This window comes from Novosphingobium sp. 11B (assembly GCF_054589055.1).
In genome coordinates, this window is record NZ_BAAILP010000014.1 from 36,671 (window position 1) to 44,378 (window position 7,708).

Consider the following 7,708-nt stretch of genomic DNA (forward strand, 5'->3'; position numbering starts at 1 on the left):
CCTTAGCCTGCGGTTCTTAGAGCGCTTCCGCGCCCGCGATGATTTCGACGAGTTCGGTGGTGATCGCAGCCTGGCGGGTGCGGTTGTAGACGATCGTCAGCTTCTTGATGAGGTCGCCGGCATTGCGCGTGGCGTTGTCCATCGCCGTCATCGACGCACCCTGTTCGGACGCGGCGTTCTCCAGCAGCGCGCCGAAGAGCTGGGTCTTCAGATAGCGCGGGAGCAGGGCGGCGAGGATTTCCTCCTCATCGGGCTCGTATTCGGTGACCGCGTCGGCAGTCTGGGCAACGGCCTTGGGGGCCGGGACCGGGATGATCTGCTGGTCGGTCGGTTCCTGCAGCAGCGCCGAACGGAACTTCGAGTAGAACAGGTGCGCCACGTCGAACTTGCCCGCCTCGTACATCGCGACGAGTTCGTCGGCGACGCGCTCGGCTTCGTCGTAACCGGGGTTACGCACGTCCGAGGTGTCGAACATGTGGGCGATCTGGTTCGGGTGCTCGCGGCGGATCACCGCGCGGCCCTTGCGGCCCACGAGGTAGAACAGCACGGCCTTGCCCTGCGCCTGCAGATCACGCGCCTTGGCGAGGGCCGCCTTGACGATGTTCGAGTTGAACGCGCCGCACAGGCCCTTGTCCGAGTTCGCGACGACGAGCAGGTGCACCTTGTCGCTGCCGGTTCCGGCGAGCAGCTTGGGGCTGTTATCGGAGACGGTGATCTTCGACGCCAGCGATCCCATCACTTCGGCGAGACGCGCCGCGTAAGGGCGAGCGTCTTCCGCGGCGGCCTGCGCCTTGCGCAGCTTGGCCGCGGCGACCATCTGCTTGGCCTTGGTGATCTTCTGGGTCGACTTGACCGAGTTGATGCGGCCTTTGAGTTCCTTGAGCGAAGCCACTCGTTGTTCCTCGTTGCGTCGTCCCGGATCTGGTCCGGGACCGGTGGCAGTCTTTACGCTTGGCCGTTGAGGGCTGCTTCAAGACCGCCTGCGATCCCGGCTTTCGCCGGGATGACGGTTTAACTTAAGCGAACTGCTTGGCGAAGGCGTCGAGCGCGGCCTTGGTCTTGCTCTTGGCTTCGTCGCCGAAGTCCTTGGTCGAGCGGATCAGCGCCAGCACATCGGCATGTTCCGAGTGCATGTAGCTGAGCATCTCGGCCTCGTACTCGGTGACCTTCGAGACCGGCAGGGCGTCGAGGTAGCCGTTGGTGCCGGCGAAGATCGACACGGTCTGCTCTTCGAAGGCGAGCGGCGAGAACTGCTTCTGCTTGAGCAGTTCGGTCAGGCGCGCACCGCGGTTGAGCAGCTTCTGGGTCGAGGCGTCGAGGTCCGAACCGAACTGGGCGAATGCCGCCATTTCGCGGTACTGCGCCAGTTCCAGCTTGATCGAACCGGCGACCTTCTTCATCGCCTTGGTCTGGGCTGCACCACCGACGCGCGACACCGACAGACCCACGTTGATGGCCGGACGAATGCCCTGGTAGAACAGGCCGGTTTCAAGGAAGATCTGGCCGTCGGTGATCGAGATCACATTGGTCGGGATGTAGGCCGAAACGTCGCCAGCCTGCGTCTCGATGACGGGAAGGGCGGTCAGCGAACCGGCACCGTTCTCGTCGTTGAGCTTGGCTGCGCGCTCCAGCAGGCGGCTATGGAGGTAGAACACGTCGCCGGGGTAGGCTTCGCGGCCCGGCGGGCGACGCAGAAGGAGCGACATCTGGCGGTAGGCGACGGCCTGCTTGGAAAGGTCGTCGTACACGATGACGGCGTGCATGCCGTTGTCGCGGAAGAATTCGCCCATCGCGGCGCCGGTGTAGGGCGCGAGGTACTGCAGCGGAGCCGGCTCCGAAGCGGTCGCGGCGACGACGATGGAGTATTCCATCGCGCCGTTCTCTTCGAGCTGACGCACGATCTGCGCGACGGTCGAGCGCTTCTGGCCGACGGCGACGTAGATGCAGTAGAGCTTCTTGCCCTCGTCGTCGCCCTGGTTCGCTTCCTTCTGGTTGATGAAGGTGTCGATGGCGACGGCGGTCTTGCCGGTCTGGCGGTCACCGATGATCAGCTCGCGCTGGCCACGGCCGACGGGAACGAGAGCGTCGATCGCCTTCAGGCCGGTCTGCACGGGCTCGTGCACCGACTTGCGCGGGATGATGCCCGGAGCCTTCGATTCGACGCGGGCGCGCTTGTCGGCAATGATCGGGCCCTTGCCGTCGATCGGGTTGCCGAGCGCGTCGACCACGCGGCCGAGCAGGCCCTTGCCGACGGGAACGTCGACGATGGTGCCGGTACGCTTGACGCTGTCGCCTTCCTTGATCTCGGCGTCCGAGCCGAAGATCACGACGCCGACGTTGTCGGCTTCGAGGTTGAGGGCCATGCCCTGCACGCCGTTCGAGAATTCGACCATCTCGCCGGCCTGGCAGTTGTCGAGGCCGTGGATGCGGGCGATGCCGTCACCGACCGACAGAACCGAACCGACTTCCGAAACCTGGGCTTCGGTGCCGAAGCTGGCGATCTGGTCCTTGATGACCTTCGAGATTTCTGCTGCGCGGATATCCATTGTTCTGCCTTTCTTAGCCCTTCATGGCCTGGGCGAGCGAATTGAGACGGGTGCGGATCGAGCTGTCGATGCGCTTGGAACCGATGGTGACGACGAGGCCGCCGAGCAGTTCCGGATCGACGCTGGTCTTGATCTTGACCTTGCGACCCTCACGCACTTCCAGCTTCTGGCGAAGCTGTTCGACCTGTTCGTCGGAAAGCGCGTGGGCGGATGCGACTTCGGCCGTCGCTTCGCCGCGCTGGGCGGCGGCGATGCTGGCGAAGGCGCGGATGATCTCGGGCAGGGCCGACAGGCGGCGATTGCCTGCCAGAACGCCGAGGAAGTTCTTCGTGAGCGGCGATGTGCCGAGCACGCCCGCGACCGCTTCGATCGCCTTGGCGGCGGCATCGCGGCTGATCTGCGGATTGCGAATCAGCGCGGCAAGCTCGTCGCTCTCGCGCAGGGCCTGGCCGAGGTTGTCGAGGTCGTTCTCAACGGCCGAAACCGAGCCGTTCTCGCTCGCGAGATCGAACAACGCCGAAGCGTAGCGTCCCTGCAAGCTGGCCTTGATGCCTCCGGAATTCTCCACGCCTGTCCTATCCTTACATCGCAGGTGGGTTCGGGTCGGGGACGCAACAACAGCGCGTGCTCCCCCAGCCCGCTGACGGGGCGCGCATAGCGACGATACCGTTACAACGCAAGGTGCCCCTTTGACCCTGGGGACAAAGGACAGGTAAGCCGTTTAAAAGCAAGTGGCGGGAAGCCTCCTTGCGATGCAGTGTGCAATGTCGGGCACGAATTCGCTGCGGAGTATTCCGACGACCCATCGAATCGAGGGTCTGGCCCGGCCCGTGCCGCCAGTTGTATTACGGCCGACAGCCGGAGAACTTGGGCGAAAGGATGCCTCGGTGCATGGCCGTTGATGCCGATCGGTGCTTCTTTGCAGCATTACTCTGGACGATGCAGACGGCGCAGCGATGCGGGCCATTATGCGATGGCTCGAGCTGAGACGCCGTCCTTTCGCGGCGAACCGCCGATGCGATATGTCGTTCTGGACCGCATCGCGCAGTGCGGACCCGTTGGCGGAATGTCGCTCGTCGCCGCAGGGCGGACACTTTGCCATGTTATCCGGTTCACCAGCTGCGCGGATGAAATGGGAAGTTCCAATTGCCGGGCAGCGAAAGGGCACCGACTTCCGGCTTCCGCTCGACAGTCATCGAAACTTCCGCTTCAAGCCTTGGTGCAGGAGCGGGGCCCCGTATGACAAACGCTATCGATGAAGCAGTGCAGGAACGCGGTAAACGGGGGCCGTTTCGCCGCTTTCTTGCGCATCCACTGGTGCTTCTGCCGATCGGCGTGGTTCTGGTGGCTCTTGGCGCGATCCTGCCGGGCATCGCCATCAATGCGCTTCATATCGATCGTTCCTCGCCGCTGCGGGCGCTCTCGGGCTTGCTGGTCGGGATTTGCGGACTGCTGGCTTATCATGCCTTCCAGCGCTGGATCGTGCGGGAGCCGCGCGACGGCGTCCGGCCCGGGCGCGCCGGAGGAGAACTGGCAGCGGGCGTGCTGGGCGGTGTGATCCTGTTCAGCCTTGTCGTGGGAGCGGTCGCGCTGCTTGGAGGGCTTTCGATCGTCGGGTTGCGAGGCACGGGCGACTTGTGGGTCTGGTTCGGGATCGCATTCTATAGCGGTATGGTGGAGGAGGCCGTGTTCCGCGGCGTCATCCAGCGCCAGCTCGAGGCAGTTTTCGGAACATGGGCGGCGTTGGCGGTGACGTCCGCGTTCTTCGGATTCGCCCATCTCATGAATCCCGGTGCCAGCTTGTTTGCCGCCTTCGCCATCGCTTGCGAGGCGGGGATCCTGCTGGGCGCGGCCTATCTTGTAACACGGCGGCTGTGGGCGCCGATCGGGCTGCACATGGGCTGGAACTTCACGCAGGGGTGGATCTGGTCGATCCCCGTTTCCGGGGGAGGGACGCCGCGCGGGCTGGTGGAGACACGCCTCAGCGGGCCTGAACTCCTGACCGGCGGGGCGTTCGGGCTCGAAGCCTCCGGCGTGGCGCTGGTGGTGGCGACGATCGCGGGCGTGGCCCTGCTGCGATACGCCTACCGCAAGGGGGAGTTCATGCCGCCGCGCTGGAAGCAGGGTCAGACGAACGAGTAGGGATCGATGTCGATGTTCACGCGCACCCCGCGTGGAAACTCGAGCGGATCGAGCCATTCGCGCAAGGTTTTCTGCAGTTCCGCCGAGCGGCGCGCGTTGATCAGCAGCCGGAAGCGATGGCGGCCACGCAGCAGGGAGAGCGGCGCGGGGGCAGGGCCGAGCACCAGCATGTCCGGCAGGTTCGGCGCTGTCCCGCCGATCGCGCGGGCGGCGGATAGTGCCTCGGCCTGGTCCTCCGAACTGACGATGATCGCGGCCCAGCGGCCGAAGGGCGGGGCTCCGGCATCGCGGCGGGCTTCGGTCTCGGCGGCGTAGAAGGCGTCGCGGTCGCCGTTCGCCAGGGCGGCGATGACGGCGGCTTCGGGGTGGCGGGTCTGGATGAGAACTTCGCCAGGCTTCTCGCCGCGACCGGCGCGGCCGGCTACCTGGGCGATCTGCTGGTAAGTCCTTTCACCGGCTCGCAAATCTCCGCCTTCGAGGCCGAGGTCAGCGTCGACCACGCCCACCAGCGTCAGGTCGGGGAAGTGGTAGCCCTTGGTCACCAGCTGGGTGCCGATGATGACGTCGATCGCCTTGTTTTCCGCCATCGCCACGAATTCGCCGATCGCGGTAGGCGTGTTCATGGTGTCCGATGTAACCAGCGCGGTGCGCGCTTCGGGCAGGATTTCCGCCACTTCGTCGGCGATGCGCTCCACCCCGGGGCCGCAGGCGACGAGGCAATCGCCGGTGCCGCAGTCGGGGCAGGCTTCCGGCACGGGCGTCTCGTGGCCGCAATGGTGGCAGGCTAACCTCTTGGAAAACCTGTGTTCTACTAGCCATGCCGTGCAGTTGGGGCATTGAAAGCGGTAGCCGCAGTTGCGGCACAAGGTCAGCGGCGCATAGCCCCGGCGGTTGAGGAACAGCAGCGACTGCTCGCCCTTGGCCAGCCGGTCCTTCATCGCCTCCACCAGCCTCGGCGCGATCCAGCGGCCGCGTTCGGGGGCCTCTTCGCGCAGGTCGAGGATGTTGATCGCGGGCAATGTCGCGCCGCCGAAGCGCGAGGGCAGGTCGATCTTGCGGTAGACCCCGGCTTCGGCCAGCTGCATCGATTCCAGCGCCGGGGTGGCGCTGGCCAGAACTATAGGAATTCCTTCGAATTTCGCGCGCATCACGGCCACGTCACGGGCGTTGTAGCGCACCCCGTCGTCCTGCTTGAACGAGATCTCGTGCGCCTCGTCGACCACGATCAGGCCCAGATTCGCGTAAGGCAGGAACAGCGCAGAGCGGGCACCCACGATGACCTTAGCGGCACCTAACGACACCGCACGCCACGCCCGGCGCCTCTCGCTGGACTTCAAGGAGGAGTGCCACAGCACCGGCGGCACCCCGAAGCGATGCTCGAAGCGGCGCAGGAAATTTTCGGTCAGCGCGATCTCGGGGAGCAGCACCAGCACTTGCCGCTCCATGCGTATCGCTTCGGCGACAGCCTCGAAGTAGCACTCGGTCTTGCCCGAGCCGGTGACGCCGTCGAGCAGGAAGGGGGCGAACTTCTTTGCCTTCACCGCCTCGACGAAAATGTCGGCGGCGTGCTGCTGGATGTCGTTGAGCTTCGGCTCGGCGAATTCCGGGCGGGCAGGGGGATAGGGCCGGTCGAGATCGACCGTCACCGCCTCCAGCAGTCCCGCGCCGACCATGCCGCGCAGCACGCCCTCCGATACGCTGGCGAGTTCCGCCAGCTCGCGGATCGAGCCTTGCTCCCCCTGCAGCGCATCGAGTGCGGCGGCGCGCTGGGGCGTAAGGCGGGCGGGCTCCTCGCCGGTCAGGCGGTATTCGGTGGTCGTGCCGCCGCCGCGCAGCGCCGACATGCTGCCCAGCGCCATGCGCGCCACTGACGACAGCGGGGCGCAGTAGTAATCGGCGGTCCATTCGATCAGCCGCCGCAACCGCTCCGACAGCGGCGGCGCGGGCATCACGCCGAGCAAAGGTCTCAGTTTGCTTTCAGGCACTTCCTGCGCGTTCAGGCGTTCCGGTTCCCAGACGATGCCCAGCACCTGTCGCGGACCAAGGGGGGCGACGACGATCGATCCGAATTCGATCGTCATTCCCTCCGGCACGCGATAGTCGAGGACGCCCAGCGCGGCGTTGAAGACGAGGAGTCGGACACGTTGCATCTGCGTTCATATAGGCGCGGGCAAACGGGGTCGTGAAGGAGTACGCGCAGATGAATGGGGGATCGAGCATGCAGGCAGTGGGACGACGGGCAGTTTTGGCCGGATTTCTGGCTACGGGCGTCATGGCACTACCGGGCTGCACCACGATCGGGCGGCCCAGCTATACCGATATCATCGAGAACCTGCTGATGCTTTCCAGCCAGCGCGCCTTCGCGCGGCTGACGCAGCCCGACGGTTTCTGGGACAGCCAGGTCGCCCGCATCAACATGCCGGTGCTGTTCGGCCGTCCGGGATCGGTGGCACAGAAGGTGTTCCGCTCGCCGCTGTTCAAGGAAAAGCTCCAGCGCGAACTGAACCGCATCGCCGAGGACGGCGCGCGCGTCGCGGCGCCGATCGTCTACGATGCGGTGCGCTCGCTGACGGTGACCGACGCGCTGGCTCTGCTGCGGGGCGGCGATACTTCGGCGACGACGTTCCTGCGGCAGTCGATGGGCTCCGGCCTCGTCAATGCGATGATCCCGGAACTCGACCGGGTGATGCGCATGGCCGAGGATCCGATCCTCAATACCGCGGTCAATGCGCTGACCGGCGTGAACATGGCGGACGCGGCGCATGCCCTGGCGCTCGAGGCGGACAATGCAATCTGGTACGAGATCGGCGCGCAGGAAGCGGATATCCGCGCGCATCCCGAAAGCACCAATGACGGCGCGCTGATCGCGGCGTTGAAGCTGGCCAAGGGCATTTAATCGATAAACCCCCGTCATCCCAGCGAAAGCTGGGACCGCTGGCCGAGCCAAGCCCAACCCTCGGCGGGGCTGGGTTCGAACGCGCGTTGGCCGTAACAGGCCAGCGGTCCCAGCTTTCGCTGGG

Annotated in this window: 6 protein-coding genes; 2 read left to right on the forward strand and 4 right to left on the reverse strand. The window is 65.5% G+C overall.

Features of this window, described 5'->3' with window-relative positions; translation table 11 throughout:
* Positions 1–16: 16 nt before the first annotated feature.
* The 3 genes from ACYPYD_RS01400 to ACYPYD_RS01410 form a co-directional block, all read right to left on the reverse strand.
* Positions 17–892 carry a F0F1 ATP synthase subunit gamma gene (locus ACYPYD_RS01400; protein ID WP_036524369.1) on the reverse strand — a complete coding sequence of 292 codons (876 nt, stop codon included), beginning with the start codon at positions 890–892 and terminating at the stop codon, positions 17–19.
* 124 nt (positions 893–1,016) lie between these two features.
* Positions 1,017–2,546: a F0F1 ATP synthase subunit alpha gene (gene atpA / locus ACYPYD_RS01405; protein ID WP_008830031.1), complete on the reverse strand. Its 1,530-nt coding sequence runs from the start codon at positions 2,544–2,546 to the stop codon at positions 1,017–1,019.
* Positions 2,547–2,559: 13 nt separating this feature from the next.
* Positions 2,560–3,114, reverse strand: a complete 555-nt coding sequence (locus ACYPYD_RS01410; protein ID WP_008830032.1) for a F0F1 ATP synthase subunit delta — start codon at positions 3,112–3,114, stop codon at positions 2,560–2,562.
* A gap of 671 nt (positions 3,115–3,785) precedes the next feature.
* Here ACYPYD_RS01410 and ACYPYD_RS01415 point away from each other — a divergent pair.
* Entirely contained in the window at positions 3,786–4,688 is a 903-nt protein-coding gene (locus ACYPYD_RS01415) for a CPBP family intramembrane glutamic endopeptidase (RefSeq protein ID WP_459661806.1), read from the forward strand.
* Here ACYPYD_RS01415 and ACYPYD_RS01420 read toward each other — a convergent pair.
* Positions 4,673–6,838, reverse strand: a complete 2,166-nt coding sequence (locus ACYPYD_RS01420) for a primosomal protein N' (RefSeq protein ID WP_459661807.1) — start codon at positions 6,836–6,838, stop codon at positions 4,673–4,675. The two genes, ACYPYD_RS01415 and ACYPYD_RS01420, sit on opposite strands and share 16 nt — an antisense overlap.
* Positions 6,839–6,960: 122 nt before the next feature.
* Between ACYPYD_RS01420 and ACYPYD_RS01425 the strand changes: the two genes are divergently transcribed.
* A complete protein-coding gene (locus ACYPYD_RS01425; protein WP_008830035.1) occupies positions 6,961–7,584 on the forward strand; it encodes a DUF4197 domain-containing protein in 624 nt (207 codons plus the stop codon).
* Positions 7,585–7,708: the final 124 nt, after the last annotated feature.